22 protein-coding genes and 2 tRNA genes are annotated in these 25,236 nt (G+C 52.1%); all 24 read right to left on the bottom strand.

What is annotated here, in order from left to right; genetic code table 11:
- A complete protein-coding gene (gene proS / locus APA10_RS10770) occupies positions 1–1,317 on the bottom strand; it encodes a proline--tRNA ligase (RefSeq protein ID WP_003630515.1) in 1,317 nt (438 codons plus the stop codon).
- A gap of 146 nt (positions 1,318–1,463) precedes the next feature.
- A complete protein-coding gene (locus tag APA10_RS10765; RefSeq protein WP_003625289.1) occupies positions 1,464–3,107 on the bottom strand; it encodes a ribonuclease J in 1,644 nt (547 codons plus the stop codon).
- A gap of 9 nt (positions 3,108–3,116) precedes the next feature.
- Positions 3,117–3,926: a type III pantothenate kinase gene (locus tag APA10_RS10760; protein ID WP_003625287.1), complete on the bottom strand. Its 810-nt coding sequence runs from the start codon at positions 3,924–3,926 to the stop codon at positions 3,117–3,119.
- 3 nt (positions 3,927–3,929) lie between these two features.
- Entirely contained in the window at positions 3,930–4,673 is a 744-nt protein-coding gene (locus APA10_RS10755; RefSeq protein WP_003630516.1) for a biotin--[acetyl-CoA-carboxylase] ligase, read from the bottom strand.
- Positions 4,670–6,112, bottom strand: coding sequence for an NADH-quinone oxidoreductase subunit NuoN (gene nuoN / locus APA10_RS10750; protein WP_050923546.1), 1,443 nt, complete (start codon positions 6,110–6,112; stop codon positions 4,670–4,672). Before nuoN ends, APA10_RS10755 begins: the two co-directional genes overlap by 4 nt.
- A 72-nt stretch (positions 6,113–6,184) precedes the next feature.
- Complete coding sequence (nuoL, locus tag APA10_RS10745) at positions 6,185–8,125, bottom strand: NADH-quinone oxidoreductase subunit L (protein WP_003630518.1); 1,941 nt, start codon at positions 8,123–8,125, stop codon at positions 6,185–6,187.
- A 6-nt stretch (positions 8,126–8,131) separates the two neighbouring features.
- Complete coding sequence (gene nuoK, locus APA10_RS10740) at positions 8,132–8,455, bottom strand: NADH-quinone oxidoreductase subunit NuoK (RefSeq protein ID WP_003625283.1); 324 nt, start codon at positions 8,453–8,455, stop codon at positions 8,132–8,134.
- Positions 8,452–9,183: an NADH-quinone oxidoreductase subunit J gene (locus APA10_RS10735; RefSeq protein WP_080587154.1), complete on the bottom strand. Its 732-nt coding sequence runs from the start codon at positions 9,181–9,183 to the stop codon at positions 8,452–8,454. The genes nuoK and APA10_RS10735 overlap by 4 nt, the downstream gene beginning before the upstream one ends.
- An 18-nt stretch (positions 9,184–9,201) precedes the next feature.
- On the bottom strand, positions 9,202–9,690 hold the full coding sequence (gene nuoI / locus APA10_RS10730; RefSeq protein ID WP_003625281.1) for an NADH-quinone oxidoreductase subunit NuoI: 489 nt from the start codon (positions 9,688–9,690) through the stop codon (positions 9,202–9,204).
- The gene (gene nuoH / locus APA10_RS10725; RefSeq protein ID WP_003625280.1) at positions 9,690–10,718 is read right to left on the bottom strand and encodes an NADH-quinone oxidoreductase subunit NuoH; all 1,029 of its coding nucleotides are present in this window, start codon (positions 10,716–10,718) and stop codon (positions 9,690–9,692) included. The genes nuoI and nuoH overlap by 1 nt, the downstream gene beginning before the upstream one ends.
- 5 nt (positions 10,719–10,723) lie before the next feature.
- Positions 10,724–12,802, bottom strand: coding sequence for an NADH-quinone oxidoreductase subunit NuoG (gene nuoG, locus APA10_RS10720; RefSeq protein ID WP_003630521.1), 2,079 nt, complete (start codon positions 12,800–12,802; stop codon positions 10,724–10,726).
- Between the two features lie 5 nt (positions 12,803–12,807).
- On the bottom strand, positions 12,808–14,136 hold the full coding sequence (gene nuoF, locus APA10_RS10715; RefSeq protein ID WP_003630522.1) for an NADH-quinone oxidoreductase subunit NuoF: 1,329 nt from the start codon (positions 14,134–14,136) through the stop codon (positions 12,808–12,810).
- Between the two features lie 11 nt (positions 14,137–14,147).
- Complete coding sequence (locus APA10_RS10710; RefSeq protein ID WP_003630523.1) at positions 14,148–14,789, bottom strand: complex I 24 kDa subunit family protein; 642 nt, start codon at positions 14,787–14,789, stop codon at positions 14,148–14,150.
- Positions 14,786–16,066 (bottom strand): NADH-quinone oxidoreductase subunit D, encoded by a 1,281-nt coding sequence (locus tag APA10_RS10705; protein WP_003630524.1) that lies wholly within the window; start codon positions 16,064–16,066, stop codon positions 14,786–14,788. The genes APA10_RS10710 and APA10_RS10705 overlap by 4 nt, the downstream gene beginning before the upstream one ends.
- A complete protein-coding gene (locus APA10_RS10700; protein ID WP_014456948.1) occupies positions 16,066–16,725 on the bottom strand; it encodes an NADH-quinone oxidoreductase subunit C in 660 nt (219 codons plus the stop codon). Before APA10_RS10700 ends, APA10_RS10705 begins: the two co-directional genes overlap by 1 nt.
- On the bottom strand, positions 16,718–17,278 hold the full coding sequence (locus APA10_RS10695) for a NuoB/complex I 20 kDa subunit family protein (RefSeq protein WP_003625270.1): 561 nt from the start codon (positions 17,276–17,278) through the stop codon (positions 16,718–16,720). Before APA10_RS10695 ends, APA10_RS10700 begins: the two co-directional genes overlap by 8 nt.
- An 18-nt stretch (positions 17,279–17,296) precedes the next feature.
- A complete protein-coding gene (gene ndhC / locus APA10_RS10690; RefSeq protein WP_003630526.1) occupies positions 17,297–17,662 on the bottom strand; it encodes an NADH-quinone oxidoreductase subunit A in 366 nt (121 codons plus the stop codon).
- A gap of 233 nt (positions 17,663–17,895) precedes the next feature.
- Positions 17,896–17,970, bottom strand: a tRNA-Val gene (locus APA10_RS10685).
- 239 nt (positions 17,971–18,209) lie between these two features.
- Positions 18,210–18,284 (bottom strand) — tRNA-Val (locus APA10_RS10680).
- An 87-nt stretch (positions 18,285–18,371) separates the two neighbouring features.
- On the bottom strand, positions 18,372–18,659 hold the full coding sequence (locus tag APA10_RS10675) for an HU family DNA-binding protein (RefSeq protein ID WP_003624117.1): 288 nt from the start codon (positions 18,657–18,659) through the stop codon (positions 18,372–18,374).
- Between the two features lie 145 nt (positions 18,660–18,804).
- Positions 18,805–21,327, bottom strand: coding sequence for an endopeptidase La (gene lon / locus APA10_RS10670; RefSeq protein WP_003629859.1), 2,523 nt, complete (start codon positions 21,325–21,327; stop codon positions 18,805–18,807).
- Positions 21,328–21,525: 198 nt separating this feature from the next.
- Complete coding sequence (gene clpX / locus APA10_RS10665) at positions 21,526–22,791, bottom strand: ATP-dependent Clp protease ATP-binding subunit ClpX (protein ID WP_014456950.1); 1,266 nt, start codon at positions 22,789–22,791, stop codon at positions 21,526–21,528.
- Positions 22,792–22,911: 120 nt separating this feature from the next.
- Positions 22,912–23,574, bottom strand: a complete 663-nt coding sequence (locus APA10_RS10660) for an ATP-dependent Clp protease proteolytic subunit (RefSeq protein WP_014456951.1) — start codon at positions 23,572–23,574, stop codon at positions 22,912–22,914.
- A gap of 300 nt (positions 23,575–23,874) precedes the next feature.
- Entirely contained in the window at positions 23,875–25,209 is a 1,335-nt protein-coding gene (gene tig / locus APA10_RS10655) for a trigger factor (protein ID WP_003624109.1), read from the bottom strand.
- Between the last annotated feature and the right edge of the window lie 27 nt (positions 25,210–25,236).

Here is a 25,236-nt window from a genome sequence, read left to right as displayed (position 1 = left end):
TCAGCCTGCCAGAACCAGAGCCAGCGCGTCATCCACGCTCACCTCATGGCGTTCACCGGTGGCACGGCGCTTTAGTTCCACCTTGCCTTCCTTGGCACCACGTGGGCCTACAACAATCTGCCACGGATGGCCCATAAGGTCTGCATCTGCAAACTTTACGCCAGCGCGTTCTGCACGATCATCATACAGGAAGGCTTCTTCGTTCGTGCTGTAGATGCGCTCGCAAATGGCATCGCACAGTTCATCACCGTTTTTCAGGTTCAGAATAACTGCACGGAAGGGTGCAACGGCATCCGGCCAGATAATGCCGTTATCATCGTGGCAGGCTTCAATAATTGCACCGGCAAGGCGGGAAACCCCAATGCCGTAAGACCCCATTTCCGGATAAAGCTGGTTTCCGTCCGGGCCGCTTACGCTTACGTCCATGGAGCGGGTGTATTTATCGCCAAAATAGAAGATATGCCCAACTTCTACGCCGCGGCCTTCGCGCTGGCGTTCTGCTGGCACAGCCTGCCATCCGGCCTCATCGTGCATTTCATCTGTTGCAGCGTAAGGCGTTGTCACACGGTTGAAGAAAGCTTCCAGCGCTACGGGGCTGTTGGTATCAACCGGTTCATCCAGCCAATCCTGCTCTTCCAGCGCGGCATCGTAAAACACGCCACTTTCTCCAGTGGGGGCCAGAATCAGGAACTCATGGCTCAACTCACCACCAATCGGCCCGGTATCCGCCCGCATGGGCACTGCCCGCACACCCAAACGCTGGAAGGTACGCAGGTAAGCCAGCAGCATACGACGGTAGGTTGCAACAGCAGAGTCGTAGTCCAGATCAAAGCTGTAAGCATCTTTCATCAGAAACTCACGGCCGCGCATCACCCCAAAGCGGGGGCGCATTTCATCACGGAACTTCCACTGAATATGATACAGAACCTGCGGCAGATCCTTGTAGGATTTTACGGTCTGACCAAACAGATCCGTAATCATTTCCTCATTGGTCGGCCCGTACAGCAATTCACGCTTGTGCCGATCCTGAATACGCAGCATTTCCGGGCCATAGGCATCATACCGGCCAGAACGCTTCCACAAATCGGCTGATTGCAAGGTTGGCATCAGCACTTCCTGCGCCCCAACCCGATCCTGCTCTTCCCGCACGATCTGGCTGATATTGCGCAACACTTTCAGGCCCGCTGGCAGCCACGCATAAATGCCAGATGCCGTCTGGCGGATAAGCCCCGCCCGCAGCATAAGCCGGTGCGAGACAATCTGGGCTTCTGCCGGATTTTCCTTGAGAGTGGGAAGAAAGCTGCGCGAAAGACGCATGGTGCATTCAGCCTTGTAAAAAAAGCGACTTTTCCTGAACGAAAGCCGCTTTGGTGTAACCAATCACTATCTGCTGTAAAACAGTGACGGGATAAAGAAAAGCCTGAGACACCGGCATTTTCTCTTACCCCGTCTTCTGTCAGGTATCAGACACGCAGCACGTGAACATCCACCAGCGGGCGCTTTTGCAGCTTACGCCCCAATGCGCGACGCAGAGCCGTTTTAGCGGCCTCACGGAAGGAAACATCATCCCCACGCAGTTCATCTGGAATAATGTCCAGCGCGTTGGCGAATTCTTCGCGCACACGCACGCTTTCCAGATCATCCGGATCAAGCAAGCCCGGTGCGCTTACCTTGGGCTCACCAATTACAAAGCCTTCTTCATCCACTGCAAAGCTGCCGATGACCATGCCGTTGAACAGCATCTTGCGGCGCGCAGCCAGCACCCCTCCGTTCATGGGCAGCAGACGGTTACCGTCCAACGCCAGACGGCCTGTTGGTGCTGTATCCACCACTTCCAGCTTGCCCGGAGAAAGACGCAGGATATCACCATCTTCCAGCAGAACAGGAGCAATACCCATTTCCTGCGCCAATGCAGCCTGTGCTGTCAGATGGCGCCATTCACCATGCACCGGCACAACATGCTGCGGCTTGAGCAGTTCGTACATTTTCTGCACATCGCCACCCGTTGCGTGGCCAGACACATGCACAAAATGCTCACGATCCGTAATTACCCGCACACCACGGCGTGAAAGGTTATCCTGCACCGCCATAATCGCGCGCTCGTTGCCCGGAATCATACGGCTGGAATAAATAACCGTATCCCCCTCACCCAAAGCAATGTTGGGGTGGGTATCCATGGCAATGCGAGATAGAGCAGAACGAGGTTCACCCTGACTGCCGGTAATGATCAGCAGAATCTGGTCATCTGGCACATCATTTACGTCCTGCTCTGTCAGGAACGGCAAAACGCCAGACAGATAACCGCAATCCCGCGCAGCAGTATCCAGATTGCGCAGGGAGCGCCCAACCAGAACCACCGTACGCCCAGCAGCCTGCGCCGCCATGGCGATGGTTTCAACACGCGCCACGTTGGAAGCAAAGCACGTTACGGCAATGCGGCCCTTAAGGCTTGCCACCAGTTCCGTCATGCTGCGGCGCACTTCGGATTCTGAGCGAGACGGCCCCGGCTTCATCACATTGGTGCTGTCACACACCAGCGCCAGAACGCCTTCACGGCCAATTTCAGCCAGCCTGTCCAGATCTGTTGCAGGCCCTACCAACGGGTCCGGGTCAAACTTCCAGTCCCCCGTGTGCACCACAATGCCGGAGGGCGTGCGCAGAACCATGGACTGCGCCTCTGGCACAGAATGCGTTACCGGCACAAATTCAATATCAAACGGCCCCACATCAAACCGCGCACCGGGCTGGATGACGTGAATCGGCACATCCATAATGCGGGCTTCAGCCAGTTTGCGGCGCAGAACAGCCGCTGCAAATGGCGTAACATATACAGGGCATTGCAGCATGGGCCAGACATGGGCCACAGCACCAATATGGTCTTCATGCGCATGGGTAATCACCAAGCCGGCCAGCTTGTCCTTGCGCTCTACAATAAAGCTTGGATCTGGCACCAGAATTTCGGCTTCTGGCGTATCGTTGCCACTAAACCCAATACCACAATCTATCGCCAGCCACGTGTCTCCCAACCGGTAAAGGTTGAGGTTCATGCCAATCTCACCCGTTCCGCCCAAAGGCAGAAAGGCCAGATCGCCGTTCTGTTCTGTCATTTCCGTGTTTTACCCTTCTGCAACATAATCTCGGTCCACTGTAAGTTTTGGCAGGGGGTTTCGCCCCGCCAGCAAACGCAACCCATTTAGGGTGAGCATTGAATCCACATGTTCAAAAACAGACGTACCTTCTGAGAAGAGTGGAGCCAGACCTCCGGTTGCCAGCACCTTCATGGGGCCAACCTCCTTTCTGATCCTCTCGACAATCCCCTCAATCAAACCAACATAACCCCAAAACACGCCAGACCGCATGGCGGTTACCGTGTTGCGCCCAATGGCGGAATCTCCTACTGGCCGCCCTATTCCTATACGGGGCAACCGTGCTGCTGCCTGATGCAACGCTTCAACCGACAAATTGATGCCAGGAGCAATAACACCACCGCAGTAGCTTCCATCCTTATCCACAACATCAAACGTTGTGGCTGTTCCAAAATCTATAACCGTAAGTGGTCCACCATACATATGGTGTGCAGCCAGACCATTCAACAGCCGATCTACCCCAACTTCATCCGGGTTATCCACCTTGATGGCAAACCCCCAATCCAGCCGGGCAGATGCAAGAAGCGGCTCAACAGCAAACCACTGCCTGCATAAAGTGCGTAAATGATACAAGGCAGCGGGCACAACAGTGCCAATAACCGCACCGTCAATATCATCTGCCACAATACCTTGGGTGCGCAACAACGCATTCAGCCAGACAGCGTATTCATCAGATGTGCGCTGGGCCTGCATGGTAATGCGCCATACACCACGCCATCTTTCACCATCATGCACCGCAAACACGACATTGGTGTTGCCTGCATCAATAACAAGCAGCACCCTTTATACCCCTTCTTCCAGCAGGATATCTCCTGTCGTGATCGTTTTCATACCGGTTTCCGTGTCCAGCAGCAGGCGGCCATCCTCGGCCAGACCCGCAAATTTTCCCTGTTCATAAGTAGTTCGGCTGCTAACGACAAGAGGCGTCCCCACAGGATGCGCCCGTTCAAGCCATGCCTGCCGCAATGCACCAAAGCCATTTTGCTGCCAAACGGCGCACCAATGTGTCAGGCTGGAAAGAATACATTGGGCAACATCTTTTGCTGGCGGCACCGCGCCATACTGGCCCAAGCAAGCGGCAAAGCGTCCTGTTTGCTGCTGAGAGGGCACCTGCGTGAGATTGGCACCAAAGCCTATAACAAGGCGGCCGCCTTCTCGCTCTATCAGGATACCGCCTGCCTTTTGGCCATCCAATAAAAGATCATTCGGCCATTTTATCATGAGATGCCCTGCCACAGCAGGCACGGCGCGCAATAACCCATCGTAAAACGCCAAAGAGGCGGCAAACGGCCACCCCCCCAGCATATCCTGCCCTGCCTGTTGTGCATCTAGCAGAACGGATAAAGCAAGACTTTGCCCGGCATCCACCCATTGGCGGCCACGGCTGCCTCGTCCTTGGGTTTGCCTATAGGCTAAAACTGCAAGGCCGGAATCTGCCCCCTGCCGTGCCTGTTCCAGACAGAAATCAGAGGTGGAGCCCAGTTCTGCAAAGCATTCAAGCCGCCACGGGCTAGACTGATCTTTCATCCGCCCAGAGCAAGTGCTGCCTGATGCGCCCATGCCATTAGAGGGCCCATTCCTGCAACAAACAAGGCTGTTGCCAAACCCATGCTGCCGGAAACAAATAGCAGGCTGGGTGCAGGACGATCCAGCACTTCTGCTGGGCTATCAAAATACATCACCTTCACAATCCGCAGATAATAATACGCACCAACTATGCTGGAGAGTGCGCCAATTACCACCAGTACGTAAAGGCCAGACTGCCAAGCCGCGGCAAAAACCAAAAATTTACCAAAGAAACCAGCCAGCGGTGGTGCACCCACCATGCTGAACATAAACAGCGCCAGAACAGCAGCCATTGCCGGATCTGTACGCCCTAGGCCTGCCAGATCGGAAATGCTGACAACCTCCCGCCCTTTCCGTCGCATTGCCGTAATGCAGGCAAACACACCTGCATTCATGACAAAATAAGCGGCTAGATAAATAAGCGTGGCCTGCACACCTGCCAGTGATGCCGCGGCCAACCCCATCATGGCGTACCCCATATGACCAATAGAGGAATATGCCATCAGACGTTTGATGTTGCCTTGAGGAATAGCTGCAAAAGCCCCGTACACCATGGACAGCACGGAAACGGTTTCAATCAGGATTTGCCAACGCGGAGCAACCGTACCAAACGGCCCGGCCATAACACGCAGGAACAATGCAAAAGCTGCAAATTTGGGAGCCCCCGCCATATAAGCCGTTACCGGAGTGGGTGCACCCTGATAGACATCTGGCGTCCACATATGAAACGGCACAGCTGAGAGTTTGAAGCACAGGCCGGTAACAATAAAAACAATGCCAACAATCAGCCCCATTGGCAGATCACCAGAAGCCCGAATAGCCGCTACCAGCCCTGTATATTCCATAGTACCTGCGTAACCATACACAAGCGAAATACCATAGAGCAGCAAACCAGAAGCCAAAGACCCAAGCACGAAATACTTCAGCCCAGCTTCTGATGACAGCACACTATCCCGCTCCATCGCACACAGAATGTAAATGGACAGTGATGAGAGTTCCAACCCCACGAACAACGTCATCAAATTGGCGGAGGATGCCATGATCATCGCGCCCAATGTTGAAAACAGCATCAGCACCGGGGTTTCAAACGGCAGGGTAGTTTTATCCCGCGTGCGGTAACTGAACGTTAGCACCACGGCGGTTAATGCACCTGCCAGTATCAGCATCTTCATAAAGCGGGCAAAGCCATCATTCACAAAGGTGCCTGCATACCCTTCCCCCGTGGGAGACAGCAGAACCAGAAACCCGCATACGGCAAATGCTGCAATGCTCAACATGGCAGAAGAGAAAAATCCTTCCCCTTTCCGCTGCAACACACCGGCTACCAGAATAACAATGCCAGACAACGCAAGCACAATTTCTGGCACTGCTATTGTCCAGTTAAAGCTGGTCATACTCATTGCACCATACCCCGCAGGTGGGAGGAGAAAGAAAAGGGAAAAACCGTTTCGCGCATCATGTTCGCTTCTTCCTCAGCCACACAGCGCCACGGTTAACAGCACAACCAACCCGGCCAAAACCGTAAAGGCATAAATGGCGATAGACCCGGTTTGCAGCTTTACGGCTTGCGCTGCACTTGTACGCGCGGCCTGCACCACATCATGCGGCACAGCTTCCACCACGCCTTCTTCTCCGTCTTTCCAGAGAACGCGTGCGATTGCAGCGTAGGGGCGCACAAAAATGGCATCATACAATTCATCAAAATACCATTTGTTGAGCAGGAAGCGGTAAAGCGGCCCACACGCCCGCGCCATATTGGTTGGCAAAGCAGGGTTCAACACATAACACAGCACAGCTACAGCAATACCGGCCAAACCTGCCAAAGAGGGTAAAATAGCAATCAAACCCGGTACATGTTCCAGATTTTCCATAATCGTATTATCTGGCGCATTGAAAATGGCCCCTTCCCAGAAACCGATCTGGTGCGTTCCGATGTAAAAGGGCGCCAAAAGAATACCCGCCACAACAGCGCCAAAAGCCAGCAGCACCAAAGGCACGCTCATAACGGCTGGGCTTTCATGTGCTGCATTCCGCGCATGGGCATCTGCTGCCTGACCATGAAACACCAGGAAAATAAGCCGCCAGCTATAAAAAGCCGTGAGAAACGCAGTGATTGTGCCTAGGCTCCATGCATATATGCTGACGGAAGAACCTGTGGACCACAGTGCATTCAAAATGGCATCCTTGGACCAATAGCCTGCAAACGGAAACACACCGGCAAGCGCCAAACTGCCTATCCACATCACCGTGTAGGTCAGCGGCAGTTTTTTCCATAAACCGCCCATTTTAAACATGTTCTGTTCATCATGCATGGCATGGATAACGGAACCAGCGCCAAGAAACAGAAGCGCTTTAAAAAATGCATGTGTTGTCAGATGAAAAACCGAAGCCTGATACGCACCCACACCCACAGCGGCAAACATGTAACCAAGCTGCGAACAGGTGGAATACGCAATGGTGCGTTTGATATCTGGCTGCACCATACCCACCGTTGCGGCAAAAAAGCAGGTGGTTGCACCAATAAGAATAATGAACGTGCGTGTTGCAGGCGCAAACTCCAGCAACGGAGACATACGCGCCATAAGAAACACACCGGCCGTAACCATTGTGGCTGCGTGGATAAGGGCAGATACAGGTGTTGGACCTTCCATGGCATCTGGCAACCATGTGTGCAGGAACAATTGAGCCGATTTACCCATAGCCCCAACAAACAGCAGCAGGCAGATAACCTCCAGCATACGGAAGGAAATGCCAAACAACGTGTATGGTGCATTTAAAACCTGCGGAACCTGCGCAAAAATGGCATCATACTGCACGGTATGGAACAGCACATAAATCAGCCCGATACCCACAAGGAAGAATAGATCCGCCACGCGGTTGACCACAAACGCCTTGATGGCTGCGGCTGTTGCGGATGGACGATCATACCAGTAACCAATCAGCAGATAACTGGCGAGGCCCACCCCTTCCCATCCGAAAAAAAGCTGGATCAGATCATTGGAGGAAACCAGCATGAGCATGGCAAAGGTGAACAGAGAAAGGTAAGAAAAAAACCTGTATGTGGGCATAGCATCATGGCTCATGTAGCCAAGGCTGTAACAATGCACCAGCAACGAAACCACAAGCACCATTGCCACCATGGTAACAGATAGCGCATCAAACCTTAGCGTCCACGTGGCATCAAACCCACCCGCATGAACCCATTGTGCAAGACGCACTGTGGAATGGCCAAAGCCTGCAAGCCACCCGCCCCACAAAGCCCCAATGGCGCAAAGCGTTGCAATGCCCATACACAAAAGAGTAACGGCTTTGGCTAGGGTATCACCCATGAAGCGGCCACCAAGCCCAGCTACGGCAGCCCCTACAAGAGGTGTAAGAACAGCGGCGGAAAAGAGGTTAAGATCGGGCTGCATAGCCAATCATCCCTTCATCATCGTCACGTCTTCGACCTGGATGGACCCACGATTACGGAAATACACCGTAACAATAGCCAGACCGATAGCAGCTTCTGCTGCGGCAATTGTAAGCACAAACAGAACCATGACCTGCCCGGACAGATCTCCATGCGCGGAAGAAAACGCAACAAGATTGAGATTGGCCGAAAGCAGAATGAGCTCCATGGACATCAGCAGGATGATGACGTTCTTGCGGTTTAGAAAAATACCAAACACACCCAGAACAAGCAGTGCCGCGCTAACAAAAAGATAAGGCCCAATACCTATGGGAGCGATTGCGGGTGTCATGGCCTGTTCTCCTCTGTTTCCGCTACAGCCTGATTTCCGGAACCATAGGAACCGGGAACTGCTGTTTCGTAATAGGAGCCTTTGGGCCGAAGGAAACCACCGCTTTCAAACACGTTTTCGCCAAGTGGCAGTTGCACAAGCTCCAGCGTTTCTTCAACTGTGCGTGCGTGTTGCTTATCTATGTTCTGGCGGCGGCCTGTAGCGCGTTCACGCAACGTCAGCACAATGGCGCCTATCATGGCAACCAGCAGCACAATCCCACATGCCTGAAATAGAAAAACGTAATGTGTGTAAATGACAGTTCCCAAAGCTTCCGTATTGGTAAGCTGAGGCACAGGATTAAGAGGTGCCACAATATTGGCTGGCGCCATTTTCCAGTTACTGAACGCCATAAGCAGCTCGGCAAACAAAACGCCCCCAACACATACGCCTAAAGGTGCGTGTTTCTGAAAACCTTCGCGCAGGCTGCTGAAATCTATATCCAGCATCATCACAACAAACAGGAACAGAACAGCCACTGCCCCCACGTAAACAATAACAAGCAACATGGCCAAAAATTCGGCCCCTGCCACCAGAAACAAACCCGCTGCATTAAAAAATGCAAGGATAAGAAAAAGCACGGAATGCACCGGGTTACGTGCGCTAATGACCATTACAGCCGAAAACAGCAGCACCGTTGCAAAAACGTAGAAAACAAGCTGTGCCATCATTGGCCAACCTCCTGCCATGTCATGGCCTGCATCTGCTCAGCGATACGGGGCATCTAATTCCAGACGCCGCGCAAGCAGCGCTTCCCACCTGTCTCCATTCGCTAAAAGCTTATCTTTGTCGTACATAAGCTCCTCGCGCGTTTCGGTGGCAAATTCGTAGTTCGGGCCTTCAACAATGGCATCTACCGGGCAGGCTTCTTCACACAGACCGCAATAGATGCACTTTGTCATGTCAATGTCGTAGCGTGTGGTGCGGCGGGATCCATCATCCCGCTCTTCTGCCTCAATAGTAATGGCCTCTGCCGGGCATGTCGCTTCACAAAGCTTGCAGGCAATACAACGTTCTTCCCCATTAGGATAACGGCGTAATGCATGTTCCCCCCTAAACCTGGGGGATAGCGGCCCTTTTTCGTAAGGGTAGTTTAATGTCACTTTTGGGCGAAACATCATGCGGAAAGTGGATGACATGCCCCCCACCAACTCTTTCAGCAGGAAAGAGCGCAGCGTGTTACCTAAAGCACTCATCAGTTCACACCTCCCATATGGGGCAGCAGGCCTGTTGCCATAAGAAAACCTGCCGTTCCGATCATCCACAAAAGGGAAAATGGCAGGAATACTTTCCAGCCCAGCCGCATAAGCTGATCGTACCGATACCGTGGAAACGTGGCACGCACCCAGATAAAGACGAACAGACAGAAAAGGATTTTGAAAATCAGCCACAAAGGACCCGGCACCCATGTAAGCGGTGCAATACCCAATGGTGGCAGCCAGCCGCCCAGAAACAGAATGCTGACCATAGATGACATAAGGATCATGTTTGCGTATTCGCCCAGAAAGAACAGGCCAAACGCTAGGGATGAATATTCGACAAAAAAACCAGCCACCAGTTCACTTTCCCCTTCGGGAAGATCAAACGGTGCGCGGTTTGTTTCTGCCAATGCCGATATAAAAAACACAATAAACATCGGGAACATTGGCAAGCAGAACCAGACATGACGCTGAGCCAGAACAATATCGTTCAAGTTCAGACTTCCCACTGCCAGCAATACGGAAACAATCACCAAGCCAATGGAAACTTCGTAAGAAACCATCTGCGCGGCAGAGCGTAATCCACCAAGAAAAGCGTATTTGGAATTAGACGCCCAGCCAGCAATAAGAATGCCGTAAACACCTAATGAGGAAATAGCCAGAAGGTAGAGAATACCCACATTGATATTGGCAACGGCCAAACCGTTACCTGTAGGAATAACCGCCCATGCCACCATGGCCAACGAAAAGGTAAGAAACGGTGCAAACAAGAACAAAGCACGGTTTGCTCCTGCTGGAATGATTGTTTCCTTTACAATCATCTTGATGGCATCAGCAAAAGCCTGAAGCAGGCCAAATGGGCCATTCACATTTGGCCCACGGCGGCGCTGCATGGCGGCCATTACCTTGCGTTCCATCAGCGTAAGATACGCAACAGCAATAAGCAGCGGCACCAGAACAGCCAGTGTTTCCAGCAGCATCAGAATAATCTGGCCAGCAAGGGTATGGTAAAAGAACTGTCCCATTGGCCTTACTCCGCTGCTATTGCGCGAGGCACGCTATAAACTTTTGAACATTCCGCCATAGTGGGGCTGGCACGGCTGATAGCGTTGGTCTGGTAATAATCAGGAATGACAGACCTGAAAGGTGCGGACATAAAGCTTTTGTCCTCGTCCTTTTCCTGTTGTGAAGCAATTGCCTGAGGAGCCGCAAGCTTTGTGACATGCCCAACATGTGCAAACACAGGGTTTACGTCCGCCATACGTGCACGCAATTCCTCCACCGTATTATACGGCAATGTATGCCCACACACTTCTGAAAAAGCCCTGATAATACGCCAATCTTCTCGCGCATCTCCCGGAGCAAACACAGCCCGAAAAGCACGTTGCACACGCCCTGCAGTATTTACGTATGTACCGGATTTTTCCGTATAAGCCGCTCCGGGCAGAATAATATCTGCCCGCTTGGCCGCTGCATCACCATGATGCCCTTGATACACAACAAAGGTTTCTGGCGAGATACGATCAATGGGAAGTTCATCTGCGCCCATCAACCACAAAACTTCTACACCACCACGCAGCATGCTGGCAGTAGCGCATCCATGCGGGCCGGGCACAAACCCAATATCTAATGCCCCCACGCGGGATGCCGCTGTGTGCAGAACATTCAGCCCGTTCCACCCATCCACAACAACACCTGTTTTTGCTGCCAACTGTTTACAAGCAGCATAAATAGCTGGAGCATCCTGACGGGTTAAAGCCCCGTGCCCAAGAATGATCATGGGGCGTGATGCTTTTTGCAAAACCTCTGCAAAAGCATTTTCCCCTTTTAACAGAGCATCCAACGCAGTCGGACCATCAGCCAAAATCTCAACCTGATATGTTGGATCAGAAACAAACTGGCCGATACTGGCTATGGGAAAGCCGCCTCGCCCTGCATCCAGATACCGTTTACGAATACGGGCATTTAAAACTGGGGCCTCACGCCGTGGTTCTACCCCTATTAACAACAAGGCATCTGCCTCATCTATTCCGGCAATATCGCTGTTAAACAGGTAGTTTGCGCGTGCGCTCAAATCATACCATGCGCCATCTTGTCGGCAGTCCAAGTTTGATGAGCCAAGGCTATTCAAAAAATCCTTAAGAGCACAGAGGCTTTCTACATCACATAAATCACCCGCAATGGCACCAATCTTTTCACCAGGCACGCCTTCCAGCCTGCGCGCCAAAGAAACAAATGCCTCCTGCCATGTGGCCGGATGTAACTTACCGTGCACACGTACCCAAGGCTGATCAAGCCGCCGACGCTTGAGCCCATCAACCGAAAAACGTCCTTTGTCAGAAAGCCATTCTTCGTTCACTTCATCATTCACGCGCGGTACAATGCGCATGACTTCACCACCGCGCGCCTGAATCTGGATATTCGTACCCAGCGCATCCATCACGTCAATGCTGTCTGTTTTTTTGTATTCCCATGAACGGGCGTGAAAAGCCGATGGCTTGGCTGTAAGGGCACCTACAGGGCAAACATCTATCAGATTTCCTGAAAGCTCTGATGTCAGCGCCTTTTGCACGTATGTGGTGATTTCAGCATTTTCACCGCGAGAAACCATACCTAGCTCAGGCGTGCCAGCTACTTCCGTACTAAACCGAACACAACGTGTGCACTGGATACAGCGTGTCATAGCCGTTTTAACCAACGGCCCAAGATCTTTATCTGTTACAGCGCGTTTTTCTTCATGATAGCGCGAAATACCAGATCCATACCCATAAGCCTGATCTTGCAGATCACACTCCCCGCCCTGATCACAAATAGGGCAATCCAGCGGGTGGTTAATCAGCAGAAATTCCATAACCGCACGGCGTGCACGGCGCACAACCTCTGTATCCGTAAAAATCTGCATCCCTTCAGAAATAGGAAAACCGCAGGATGCAACAGGCTTGGGCGCACGCGCCACTTCTACCAGACACATACGGCAGTTACCCGCAACGGAAAGCCGTTCATGATAACAAAAGCGTGGTATTTCCTTTCCGGCAGCCTCGCAGGCCTGCAAAGCGCTAAAACCTGCGGGCACATCTACCGGTGTACCGTCAACAATGACCTTCACCATTATTCTTACTCCGCCGCCACTGGCACACCGCCGGCAGGCACCTGCACCAAGCCCGTGCCGCCATGCGCAGCCTTGTACTGCCGAATACGCGCTTCCATTTCTGGTCGGAAATGCCGGATAAGCCCCTGAATAGGCCATGCAGCGGCATCACCCAGCGCACAAATGGTATGGCCTTCCACCTGCTTGGTGACCTGCTCCAGCAGATCAATCTCTTCTATTTCGGCTGTGCCCTGCACCATGCGGTTCATCATACGCATCATCCACCCGGTGCCTTCCCGGCATGGCGTGCACTGGCCACAGCTTTCGTGTTTAAAGAACTTTGAAAAACGTGCGATGGCTTCAATAATATCCGTGGATTTATCCATTACGATCATGCAAGCAGTACCCAATCCGGAACGTTCTGCACGCAAACTATCGTAATCCATCAACACAGTTTCACAGATGGATTTGGGCAACACGGGAACAGAGCAACCACCAGGAATAACGGCCAGCAGGTTATCCCACCCACCGCGCACACCGCCGCCGTGTTTTTCAATAATCTCTTTAAGCGGAACACCCAGTTCTTCTTCAAAAACACAAGGTGTATTCACATGGCCGGAAATGGCCATAAGTTTTGTGCCTGCATTATTGGGCCGGCCCAAGCCAGAAAACCAAGCAGCCCCACGCCGCATGATGGTGGATGTAACAGCTATGCTTTCCACATTATTCACTGTGGTTGGGCAACCATATAACCCTGCCCCTGCCGGAAATGGCGGCTTCATACGGGGCTGGCCTTTTTTACCTTCCAAACTTTCCAGCAGAGCTGTTTCTTCCCCGCAAATATATGCGCCAGCACCACGGTGAATGCGGAAATCAAAATCCCATCCGCTACCTGCAGCATTTTTACCGAGCAGACCCGCCTCATAAGCTTCGTCTATAGCAGCCTGAAGGCGCTCGGCTTCTCTGCAAAACTCGCCACGAATGTAAATATAGGACGCATGCGCACCCATAGCGAAAGAGGCAATCATTGCGCTCTCTATCAGCTTATGTGGCTCATGCCTCATGACTTCCCGGTCCTTACATGTGCCGGGTTCTGATTCATCCCCATTGATAACGAGATAATGCGGGCGGCCATCAGACTTTTTAGGCATGAATGACCACTTTAGCCCAGTGGGAAAACCCGCCCCTCCACGTCCACGCAGGCCAGAAGCTTTCATTTCCGCCACTACTGCATCTCGCCCTTTTGCAATAATGGCTGCTGTATTCTCCCAGTCTCCCCGTTTCCGGGCTGCGGGCAAACGCCAATCATCCTGTCCATAAAGATTGGTGAAGATACGGTCTTTATCCTGAAGCATGGCCGTTTCTCCTACTTCTGATCCGGGGATGATACAGACGTTTCCAAAAGGGTTTTTCTGCCCCCTTCCGGTGCTGAACACATACGGTTGATAGCTGGCCCGGCTTCTGGCTTCCGGCCTGCACGCAAATCTGCAATCAATGCTTCTGTGCGTGGGCCATCCATATCTTCGTAGTAATCATCATCAACTTGCAGAATTGGTGCGTTGGCGCATGCACCCAGACACTCCACTTCTGTTAGAGTAAACAGGCCATCTGCGCTGGTTTCACCAAAATGATGAATACCCGTTGCCTTACGGCAAGCCTCTGTTACCACATCCGAACCACGCAACCAGCAGGGTGTGGTTGTACAAACCTGAAGGTGATAACGCCCAATCGGCTTTGTGTTGAACATGGTGTAAAAAGAGGCAACCTCATACACGCGTATTGGTGCCATCTCTAACCTGCGGGCAATGTCATCCATTGCGACAAGAGGTATCCATGCACTGCCAGTAACACGGCCCATCTGGCGCTGTGCAATATACAAAAGCGGCATAACCGCACTGGCTTTACGTTCTTCTGGGTATTTTTTAAGAACATTTACAATTTCTGCTTCAGATTCATCATCAAAAGCAAAACTTTCCGGCTGTTCTGCCGGGGCCCAGGTGGTGTTCATCGGTCAACCTCCCCGAACACAAGATCAAGCGATCCAATAATGGCCACCATGTCTGCCAGCATCCCGCGGCGGGACAATTCATCGATGGCCTGAAGATGAGCAAATCCTGTTGGGCGAATTTTGCAGCGATAAGGCCGGTTGCTTCCATCAGCAACCAGATACACCCCAAACTCTCCTTTAGGACTTTCCACCGCTGTATAGGTTGCGCCGGGGGGTACATGATACCCTTCGCTGAACAACTTGAAGTGATGAATGAGCGCTTCCATAGAACGCTTCATTTCTGCGCGTGGTGGTGGGCTAAACTTAGGGTCCTGCACCTTTACGTCCCCAGGGCGTATCTGGCTTAGGCATTGCTCAATAATCTTGACGCTTTCACGCATTTCCGCAACGCGCACCAAATAACGATCATAACAATCACCCTGCCGCGCTACCGGCACATTGAACTCAACTTTGTGATAATTGTCATAAGGCTGATTACGCCGCAGATCCCACGGCACACCAGAGGCACGCAAACATGGCCCGCTAAAGCCCCATGCCAATGCTTGTTCTGTTGTAAAAACGCCAATACCAACCGTGCGCTGTTTCCAGATACGGTTTTCAGTCAGCAAGCCTTCAAGTTCATCAATCCATTTTGGAAACTCTTTGGCCCATGCGCCTATTTTATCTTCCAAGCCAGCCGGCACATCACGCGCTACACCACCCGGTCGGAAATAATTGGCATGGAATCGTGCTCCGGATGCTGCCTCGTAAAACTCCAAAAGTTTTTCGCGCTCTTCATATCCCCACAAAGCGGGCGTAACGGCTCCACAATCCAGCCCCATCGCTGTAAGATTGAGAATGTGGTTTAGAACACGTGTTATTTCTGCAAACATAACACGCAGCCACTTGGCGCGTTCTGGAATATCAATACCCAGAAGTTTTTCCGTTGCCAGAGCAAATGCCTGCTCCTCACACATCGGAGAAACATAATCCAGCCGATCAAAATACGGCAGAGCTTTCTGATAGGTTTTGTATTCTATCAGTTTTTCTGTGCCACGATGCAAAAGACCAATATGGGGCACAGCACGCGCCACCACCTCGCCTTCCATCTCCAGCACCAAACGCAACACACCATGCGCAGATGGATGCTGGGGTCCAAAATTTAGCGCGTGAGAATCAATTTCCACAACCTTACGGGGCTCTTCTTCTGCCACCTTCTCAGGCACAAGGCTTTCTGGAACATCTTGCCGCAGCACAGTATCTGCTGTTTCGATAAAGGTATTTTTCAATTCAGTCATCAGCCGGACCTCTTCATGCCCTGTCTGACTTCATGCGCTTTTTCGTCTCCCGGCAAAGTCAGCATGCCTTCCCATGGGGAAACGAAGTCGAAATCTCGAAAATCCTGTGTCAAGGAAACAGGTTCTTTCACAACCTGCCTGCGCTCCACATCGTAACGAACCTGTTCATAGCCCGTTAACGGGAAGTCCTTGCGCAGCGGGTGCCCTTCAAACCCATTATCTGTGAGGATACGCCGCATATCTGGCTGGCCAGAAAAGACCACTCCAAACAGATCGTAACATTCACGCTCCCACCATGTGGCGCAGGGCCATAAATGGTGCACGGAAGGTACGGGGGTTACCTCATCTGTCTGCACGATCACGCGAATACGGTGGTTATGCGTGACGGACAGCAGATTATAAACAACCTCGAAGCGTTGCGGTCGTTCTGGAAAATCTACCCCGCACAAATCCATCAGTTGCTCAAAGCGGTATGATGGATGATCCCGCAGTAACTCGAAAAAATGCAATAAGTGATCGCGCTCTATGCGAACGACCAACTCACCTTTTTCTACTGCTGCATAAGAAACTGCAGGCACAGTTGCCATAAAGGTAAAGGCCATGGCAGACAGCCGCCCTTCAAGACGCCCTTGTCGAGGATTTACAGGAAGTTCAGCCACGGAGAATGGTCCCTGTCCGACGTATTTTTTTCTGAAGAAGCATGATGCCGTAGATCAAAGCCTCTGCCGTAGGCGGGCAGCCCGGCACATACACATCTACAGGCACAATGCGATCACACCCACGCACAACGGAATACGAATAGTGGTAATACCCACCGCCGTTGGCGCAGGAGCCCATGGAAATAACCCAGCGTGGCTCGGCCATTTGCTCGTACAACCGGCGCAGCACAGGCGCCATTTTGTTAGTAAGCGTGCCAGCCACAATCATGACATCAGACTGGCGTGGAGAGCCACGCGGGATAATACCCATACGGTCCAGATCATACCGCGGCATATAGGCGTGGATCATTTCCACCGCACAGCAAGCCAGCCCAAAGGACATAGGCCACAAGCTGCCTGTGCGCCCCCAGTTCACCAACTTATCCAGATTGGCAACAACAAAGCCTTTCTCGGCCAGAACCCCTGTAATGCCCCGCACAACAGCATCTTGCTCTGGGCCGGGCGGAAGCGCTTCGCGGTTCCATAAGACCGCATCCTGCTGGTTGGTTGTCATGGCTGTATCTCCCTCACCTCAATCCCAATCCAGCGCGCCCTTGCGCCATTCATACAAAAAGCCAATGCCCAGCACGGCCAGAAACCCAAGCATGGAAAGGAAGCCAAACAGCCCAATGCGCCCTAGGCTGATGGCCCAGGGAAACAAGAACGCAACTTCCAGATCGAAAATGATGAACAGGATGGCAACCAGATAGAAGCGCACATCAAACCGACGGCGCGCATCATCAAATGCTTCAAAACCGCATTCATAAGCTGTGAGTTTTTCGGAATACGGTTTCTGGTGGCCGCTTAGTAGCGCCATACCCAGCATGGCGGCGGCAATAATAACCGACATACCCCCAAACACGAGAACTGGCGCATAATCACCAAGAACAGACTGCATGGTGTGGTTCCTGCACATGTTTCAAGCCGCAGTGGCTTTTGTTTCATGCAGCAACCCTAGCCCCAACATCCTGCGCACGGATATGCACGAACGCGTTGGGTATGGGGCACTTTCTTGTGAAGGCCGAATTTTAAGAGATAAATTGAGAGGCCAGATAATGCTCTGGCGAAAACCACACACAGGCAGCAATGGAACTAAGTCCATTGTGCGTGTGGGTTACCATTTGGGGAAAATGGTGGGCAATGACGGGATCGAACCGCCGACCATCTCGGTGTAAACGAGACGCTCTACCGCTGAGCTAATTGCCCGCGCCCTATGTGCCATAAATAGAAAAGGCCGACAACCCCTTCACACGTTTCAAGCAGCAATCTTAACCCCAACATCCTGCGCACAGATATGCACGAACGTATTGGGCATGGGGCACTTTCTTGTGAAGACCGAATTTTAAGAGATAAATTGAGAGGCCAGATAATGCTCTGGCGAAAACCACACACAGGCAGCAATGGAACTAAGTCCATTGTGCGTGTGGGTTACCATTTGGGGAAAATGGTGGGCAATGACGGGATCGAACCGCCGACCATCTCGGTGTAAACGAGACGCTCTACCGCTGAGCTAATTGCCCGCCCCTTATGTGCCATAAACAGAAAAGGCCGACAACCCCCTTTTTTGAGATTGTCGGCCTTTTTCAGAAAAAAATTTTCTGACGGAATTAACCGCTGACGGCATCCTTCAGCGCCTTGCCCGGCTTGAAGCGGACAGAGGTGGAAGCAGGGATATCGATTTCTTCACCCGTACGTGGGTTGCGGCCTTTAGCTGCCTTGCGGGTTGCGGTCACGAATGTGCCAAAACCAACCAGACGTACTTCCTGCTTTGTGGACAGGGCCTTTTCGATCGCACCGAATACGGCATCGACCACTTCACCGGCTTTTGCCTTGGGCAGGTCAACAGCTTCAGCCACTGCTGAAACGAGTTCCTGCTTGTTGAGCGGCTTCTCCATCCTTACGCCTTTCTATTTCTTATATCTGTTCGGAACGGCGGGCGGCCTATTTCGTCCGCCTGTCCGCTACCTGAACGCACTATGAAGCCGTTTTCCGCCACGTCAACCAAGCAAACGCAACTTCGTGGGCTCTTATCCCTTCTATTCAGTGTGGCAACACCGGAAGAGCGGATTCTCCACCAGCCGCTGGCAGTGGATCTGGCACATCTTCCCACTCAATTGGCTGGGGCTGACGCACCAATGCACGCGCCAGAACTTCATCCACATGAGAGACAGGAACGATTTCCAGTTTCTTCTTCACGTTGTCAGGGATTTCCGTAAGGTCCTTCTCATTTTCCTTGGGAATGAACACAGTACGAATGCCCGCACGCAGGGCTGCAAGCAGCTTTTCTTTCAAGCCGCCAATAGCCAGCACACGCCCACGCAAGGTGATTTCACCCGTCATGGCCACATCCCGACGGATTGGAATACCTGTCAGCACGCTTACCAAGGATGTGACCATCGCCACACCGGCGGAAGGTCCATCTTTGGGAGTCGCACCTTCTGGCACGTGCACATGGAAGCTGCGCTTATCAAACAAGGTGGGCACAATGCCAAAGCTGGTGGCCCGACTCCGCACAAAGGAGAATGCAGCAGAGATGCTCTCCTTCATCACGTCGCCCAGCTTACCAGTTTCAACAATACCGCCCTTGCCCGGCACCATAACACTTTCAATGGTCAGGATTTCCCCACCCACTTCGGTCCAGGCTAGGCCGGTTACAACACCAACCATGTCTTCTGCTTCGGTTTCCCCATAGCTGAAGCGACGCACACCTGCGTATTTGTCCAGATTCTTGGGAGTAACAGAAACTTTCTTGGCCTTGCCGGTGACGATTTCCTTCACGGCCTTACGGGCAAGCCCTGCAAGTTCACGTTCCAGATTACGTACACCAGCCTCACGCGTGTAATAGCGAATCAAATCCCGCACAGCGTCATCTGTAATCGACCATTCACCCGGCTTGAGATTATGGGTCTGCGTCTGCTTGGAAATAAGATGGCGTTTGGCAATTTCCACCTTTTCATCTTCCGTGTAACCGGACAGACGAATGATTTCCATACGATCCAGCAGAGGCTGCGGCATGTTCAGGCTATTGGCCGTTGTTACGAACATGACATCAGACAGATCGTAATCCACTTCCAGATAATGATCTGCGAATGTACTGTTCTGTTCCGGATCCAACACTTCCAGCAGTGCAGATGCCGGATCTCCGCGCCAATCAGACCCCAGCTTGTCGATTTCATCCAGCAGGAACAGTGGATTCGAGACTTTCGCCTTCTTCATCCCCTGAATGATCTTGCCGGGCATGGAGCCGATATACGTGCGCCGATGACCACGAATTTCAGCTTCATCACGCACGCCACCCAGCGACATACGCACATAGTGCCGCCCTGTAGCCTTAGCGATAGAACGTGCCAGAGATGTTTTACCAACCCCCGGAGGACCTACCAGGCACAGAATCGGGCCTTTCAGCTTCTGAGACCTGCTTTGAACAGCCAGATATTCCAGAATCCGTTCTTTAACCTTTTCCAGACCATAGTGATCTGTATCCAGAATTTTTTCTGCTTCTGTCAGATCATGTTTGACCTTGGTCCGCTTTTTCCACGGAATACTCAGCAGCCAATCCAGATAATTCCGCACAACTGTAGATTCGGCAGACATCATGCTCATGCCGCGCAGCTTTTTCAGCTCCGCTACAGCTTTTTCGTGTGCTTCCTTAGAAAGCTTGGTTTTGGCAATGCGTTCTTCCAGCTCGGATGTTTCATCCTTGCCGTCTTCGCCTTCACCCAGTTCCTTCTGAATCGCCTTGAGCTGTTCGTTCAGATAGTACTCGCGCTGCGTTTTTTCCATCTGGCGTTTAACGCGGTTGCGAATCTTCTTTTCGACCTGAAGAACATCAATTTCCGCCTCAATATGCGCGAAAACCTTTTCCAGCTGCGCCATCACTGTTGGCGCTTCCAGAATTTCCTGTTTTTCCGCAATCTTGAGGTTGAGATGGCTGGTTACGGTATCCGCCAGCTTTGCCAGATCACTGATCTGGTTCAGAGATACCAGCACCTCAGACGCAATCTTCTTGTTGAGCTTCATATACTGCTCAAACTGAGACACGATAGAACGCCCAAGCGCCTCGGCTTCTGGCCCTTCAGCCGGCTGCTCTGGCATGTCCTCAATATCGGCTTCGAAATGGCCTTCAACCTCGTGCAAGGTTTTTACGCGTACGCGCTTAACCCCTTCCACCAGCACCTTTACGGTGCCGTCTGGCAGTTTCAGGAGCTGCAGAATGGTTGAAAGCGTGCCAACCCGATAAATGTCATCGGCAGACGGATCATCCTGCGCCGCATCTTTTTGGGCGACCAGCAGAATGTGGCGGTCATCTTTTGTGACCGTTTCCAAAGCTTTTACAGATTTTTCGCGCCCAACAAACAGAGGCACGATCATATGCGGGAACACCACAATATCGCGCAGTGGCAGCACAGCCACATGTGCCGGAGCTTTAGCTTCCTGAACTTCTGGCTCTGCAGCAGCTTCTGCAACTGGTGTGGTTTGAGGCGTGGCTTCTGCGACCACTTCCGGCTTGGTTTTTGTTGCAGTCCGGCGTCTGCGTTTCACTGGTTTTTCGTTATCAGCCATGATGATGACCTCCTGACAAGGACGATCCGGACACGGCACCCACCTTGCGGCATACCCTGTTCCGTACAAGAGCCAACGCGATGAAAGCTCTTTAGTCTATCCTTATGTCGTTATTCACAGCGTGTTACACAATGGGACAGTGACAAAAACAGCGCTGGAGCATGTGCCGCCAGCGCTGTTTTGTGAACATTTCCCAACTTAAGCAGATTGTTCTGCCGGGATCTCTTTCTTTTTCCCGTAGACATAGACCGGACTGGCCTTGCCTTCCGCAACATCCCGGTTAACCACCACTTCCTCTACATTTTCGAGGCCCGGCAGATCGAACATGGTCGACATCAGGATACTTTCCAGAATGGAACGTAGCCCACGCGCACCCGTCTTTCGCACAATAGCGCGATCTGCGATGGCCTTGAGTGCATCATCCGTGAAGTTCAGCTGCACATTTTCCATCTGGAACAAACGCTGATACTGCTTAACCAACGCATTTTTGGGTTCCGTCAGGATCTTGATAAGTGCCGCTTCATCCAGATCACCAAGCGTTGCGATAACTGGCAAACGCCCGATAAATTCTGGAATCAGACCAAACTTCATCAGGTCTTCCGGTTCCACATCATGCAGGATTTCACCTGTCTTGCGTTCATCCGGAGCACGCACATCGGCACCAAAGCCAATGTTGGTTCCCTTACCGCGGGCAGAAATAATCTTGTCCAGCCCGGCAAAAGCACCACCGCAGATAAACAGCATATTGGTGGTATCTACCTGCAGGAATTCCTGCTGCGGATGCTTGCGCCCACCCTGCGGAGGAACAGAAGCCACTGTACCTTCCATCAGTTTCAACAGCGCCTGCTGCACACCTTCACCGCTTACATCACGCGTAATGGAAGGATTGTCTGACTTTTTGGAAATCTTGTCGATTTCATCAATATACACAATGCCACGCTGTGCGCGTTCCACATTGTAATCAGACGCCTGCAACAGCTTGAGAATGATGTTTTCAACATCTTCCCCCACATACCCTGCTTCTGTCAGGGTTGTGGCATCTGCCATTGTAAAAGGCACATCCAGAATACGCGCCAGTGTCTGAGCCAGCAGGGTTTTACCAGAACCTGTGGGGCCAATAAGCAGAATATTGGATTTTGCAATCTCAACATCACCAGCTTTGGCAACCTGTGTCAGGCGCTTGTAATGGTTATGCACGGCAACAGACAAAACCTTTTTGGCTTGAGCCTGCCCGATAACATAATCATCCAGCACCTTGCAGATTTCCCGCGGCGTTGGCACACCCTCGCGCGATTTAACAAGGGAAGTCTTGTTCTCTTCACGGATGATATCCATGCAGAGTTCAACACACTCATCACAAATGAACACCGTGGGGCCGGCAATCAGCTTGCGAACCTCATGTTGTGACTTTCCACAGAACGAGCAGTAAAGCGTGTTCTTGGAATCACCGGACTTCGTATTCATCAGCCCACTCCCTCGATCATCCCAGGCCCCATCGCACCGAGAGCCGAGTCCCAGAACGTGTGTGCCTGCCTTACGGCAGGCGTCTTCCCTATTGTAACAGGAAGATTACTGTACGCCAGATTAAGGATGACTTTTATCCTTCTTGCCTGTTTCTGTCGCTTTATGGTGGCTGATCACCTCATCCACAATTCCGAAGGACTGAGCTTCCTGAGCGGACATGTAAGTATCACGCTCCAGCTTCTGCTCAATTTCCTCCAGCGTGCGACCTGTATGTTCACGGTAGATTTCATTCAGCTTCTGACGAATGATCAGAATTTCACGCGCCTGAATTTCGATATCACTTGCCTGCCCCTGCGCGCCGCCTGAAGGCTGATGCACCATAACGCGGGCATTAGGCAGTGCGAAACGACGCCCCTTTTCTCCCCCAGCCAACAGCAAGGAGCCCATAGAGGCTGCCTGCCCGATGCACACCGTGCTTACGGGGCTGCGGATGTACTGCATGGTATCATAAATTGCCAAACCGGCAGAAACCACACCACCCGGGCTGTTGATGTAAAAGGAGATTTCCTTGTTAGGATTCACGCTTTCCAGATACAGAAGCTGCGCGGAAATCAAGGAAGCAACCTGATCGTACACGGGACCAGTCAGGAAGATGATCCGCTCTTGAAGCAGGCGGGAATAGATATCAAACGCCCGCTCACCGCGAGAGGTCTGTTCGACCACCATCGGTACCAGCGCATTGCTGAAAATCTCAACGGGATCACGATCCCTCATACCACTCATTCCCGTATAAAAAACTGAATTAGCCTTTCCTGCCTTCCTGCGCGAACACAAGAAAGCTCAGGCACTCTGGTTCAAGATAGAGATAAAGTGGAAAGATGCCACCCCGGAAAAGAAAAACATGCCCAAAAAGAATGTCCCGCCAGTTCACACTGGCGGGACACGGCCTTTTTCTTATTAGATATTCGCTGGTGGAATATCTGAAAGTTCCTCTGGTGTGACCTCTTTATCGGTCACTTTGGCCAGTTCAATCAGGTAATCGACAACCTTGTTTTCAGGGGGGGGGACACGGCCTTTTTCTTATTAGATATTCGCTGGTGGAATATCTGAAAGTTCCTCTGGTGTGACCTCTTTATCGGTCACTTTGGCCAGTTCAATCAGGTAATCGACAACCTTGTTTTCAAAGATCGGTCCCCGGAGAGATTCCGCTGCCTGCGGATTCTTCTGGAAGAATTCGAATACCTGCTTTTCCTGCCCAGGGTAGCGCATGGCTTCTGCCCGCACCGCACGTCCCAGTTCATCCGGCGTTACCGTAATGTTGTTCTTACGGCCAATTTCAGCCAGAAGCAGACCCAGCTTTACGCGACGTTCCGCAATCTTGCGGTAGTCAGCGCGAAGGGTTTCTTCGTCTTTGTTCTTGTCTTCGTCATCAAGCTGACCGGACTTACGGTCTTCTTCAACGCGCGCCCAGATCTGGTTGAATTCTGCATCCACCATGCCTTCTGGCGCAGTGAAATCAGTTTTCTTTGCCAGTTCATCCAGCAGTTCGCGCTTGATACGCAGACGGGAAAGCTGATCGTATTCGCCTTCAACCTGCTTGCGAATCAGGTCTTTCAGCTGATCAAGGCTTTCAAAGCCCATCTTCTTGGCCAGCTCATCATCAATCGGCGCATCAACTGGCTTCTTGATCTGCTTGGCTTTGATATCGAAGGTTGCTTCCTTGCCTGCCAGCTCGGTTGCGCCGTAATCTTCGGGGAAAGTTACCGTGATAACTTTTTCTTCACCCGGCTTCATGCCTTCGATCTGCTCAGCAAATCCGGGAATAAAGCCTTCGCCGCCGATTTCAACGTTCACGTCTTCAGCAGAACCGCCTTCGAAGGGCACACCATCGCGCTTGCCAACGAAGTCGATAGCAACCACATCACCCTTGGCAACGGGGCGAACTTCTTCCACCACTTCAAAGGTGCGACCGCGTTTTGCGATATCTTCCAGCACCTTGTTGATGGCTTCATCGCTCACATTTGCCTTCAGGCGTGTCAGCGTAAGGTCAGACAGATCCGGCACAGCAATTTCTGGCAGAATTTCTGCTTCAACCGTGAATTCCAGATCTTTTCCATCATCGGTCTGACCGGAAACCAGATCCACCTTAGGCTGACCAGCAGGACGGATACCGCGTTCATCAAAAACGTTACGCAGAGCGTCAGATACCGTCTGTTCTAGAACTTCTGCCCACACGCTTTCGCCGTAACGCTGCTTGGCCAGAGAAACAGGCACCTTACCCGGACGGAAGCCCGGCAGGTTCAGGTTTGCTGCAACTTCCTTCAGCCGCGCATCACGCTTGCTGGCAATTTCCGCCGCTGGAACTGTTACGGTAAAACCACGCTTCAGCCCTTCGGAAAGGGTCTCGGTAACCTGCATCGGTCAGGCCTTCCTTTCGGTACAAAA

This window comes from Acetobacter pasteurianus subsp. pasteurianus LMG 1262 = NBRC 106471, assembly GCF_000285275.1.
Lineage (GTDB): Bacteria > Pseudomonadota > Alphaproteobacteria > Acetobacterales > Acetobacteraceae > Acetobacter > Acetobacter pasteurianus.
This window is presented reverse-complemented; position numbering and strand designations above follow the sequence as displayed.